The sequence below is a fragment of the Eudoraea sp. genome (assembly GCF_049665975.1).
In the GTDB taxonomy this organism is placed as follows: domain Bacteria; phylum Bacteroidota; class Bacteroidia; order Flavobacteriales; family Flavobacteriaceae; genus Eudoraea.
The window spans coordinates 1-1,783 of sequence record NZ_JBATGR010000464.1; the positions used below are offsets into that span (position 1 = coordinate 1).

Here is a 1,783-nt window from a genome sequence, read left to right on the forward strand (position 1 = left end):
CCTCTTTAGTCAAGGAATGAATTCTGTTTTGAAGAATTTCCTTTTCTTTATTATTCAACGATTTGAATTCTTCATCCAATTCATCTGCAATTTTTAAAAGTGCATTGGTGAGGTATGTAATGCTACCCCTGGTCGTCCCGATATTCGTCATGAACAAGACGGTATTCCGGGAAGTCTTATTAATCTGGATATTAAATTTATCCATTAAGTATTTGTTTTTGAAGGTGTCACCGTCAACACCTGTTTTACCGATATACAGGGTTATTTTGGTAGGATCAAGTACAAATTCGTCTTTCTCCCACGCCTCATCCATTCGGTTCCAACCTTCGTTCCTTGTATAATACTCTTTAAGGCCGGTTTGACGATATTTATTTGGTATAAAATCATGAACCGTCAGGACATCAAAATACTTGCTTAGTTGAGGATTGTCATTCACCTTAGCCCTAAGTACCATAGCCATCTCAATACTCTTTTCAACCAATTCAAAACCTTCGAGCTGAACTTGTCGCCTGCCTACGTCTAAAGAGGCCAGCATCTGGTAATTGGGTGATGTGGAAGTATGGGTCATATAAGCTTCTAAAAAGGTGTTCTCACTTTTTCGACGAAAGTCTTCATCCCAAATATGGATCATTGAGCCTTGTCTAAAACTACTTAGGGTTTTATGTGTGCTCTGTGTGGCATATACCCGTATCCGTACCTTATCCGGATCCGGCATTGTGGAAAGATCACCATTATTCAATCCTTTTATATGCCCATTATATTGCTTCCTATAGGTACTACTTCTATATTTTTCATACAGCTTTTTAGCTGTAAGCATACCGGTTCGTTGCTTGTAGCTATTAGCAAATCCCGCAAAGGCAAACCAGGCTTCATCCCATAAAAATATCATATCCGGTTTTATAGCCAGAACCTGTTCCATGACACGCTCCACGTTATAAACAAGGCCATCAAAGGTGCAATTTGTAAGCAGCAGCATTTTCACCCTATCCAATCTGCCTGCATCTTTTAATTGCAGCAATTTATTTTTGATCTGTTCCAGGGGTACCGCGCCATACATGGAGTATTCTTCGATGGGATAGGAATCCAGATAAACGGGATATGCTCCCGCCAGAACCAATCCATAATGGTGTGATTTATGGCAATCCCTATCAATTAGAACTACATCTTGCGGTTTTACAAGGGCCTGCATCACAATTTTATTGGCTGTGGATGTTCCGTTGGTCACAAAATAAGTGTACTGGGAGCCATATGCATCCCGTGCCATTTCCTGGGCTTTTTTCAAAGGCCCTGTAGGCTGCAGTAAGGAATCGAGGCCACCAGTTGTGGCAGATGTTTCAGCCAAAAACATATTTCGCCCGTAGAACTCACCAAAATCATTGATCCATCTTGATTTAAAAACTGAATTTCCCCGGGATATCGGCATGGCATGGAAGACCCCGGTGGGTTTTTGGCTGTATTCTACCAGCGCAGAGAAGAAAGGGGTAGTATATCGCTCCGCAATACCGCGCATAATTGTAAGGTGAAGTTCCTGAATATCCTCTGTTTGATAAAATATGCGTCTGAAACCCTTAATAGTGCTGTCCTTAAGGTGCCCCAGGGAGGTGTCTGTAACATAATAGGTATCCAATTCGGGCCTGAATTGTTTTATTAACTCCCCGATTATTGGCCCGAGATCGGTCTCGGATTTCGATGAAAAGTCGAGCTTTGTTACCTGTTCGATATATGGTTTTATCAGGGTTGCAATCCCTTTAGAGTGGTAAGGTGGTGCATAGCGCACTACCAC

General features: G+C 41.8%; 1 protein-coding gene. It reads right to left on the reverse strand.

What is annotated here, in order from left to right:
- A partial coding sequence (locus WBN20_RS15085) for an ornithine decarboxylase (RefSeq protein WP_424282280.1) occupies window positions 1-1,783 on the reverse strand: 1,783 nt, incomplete at both ends.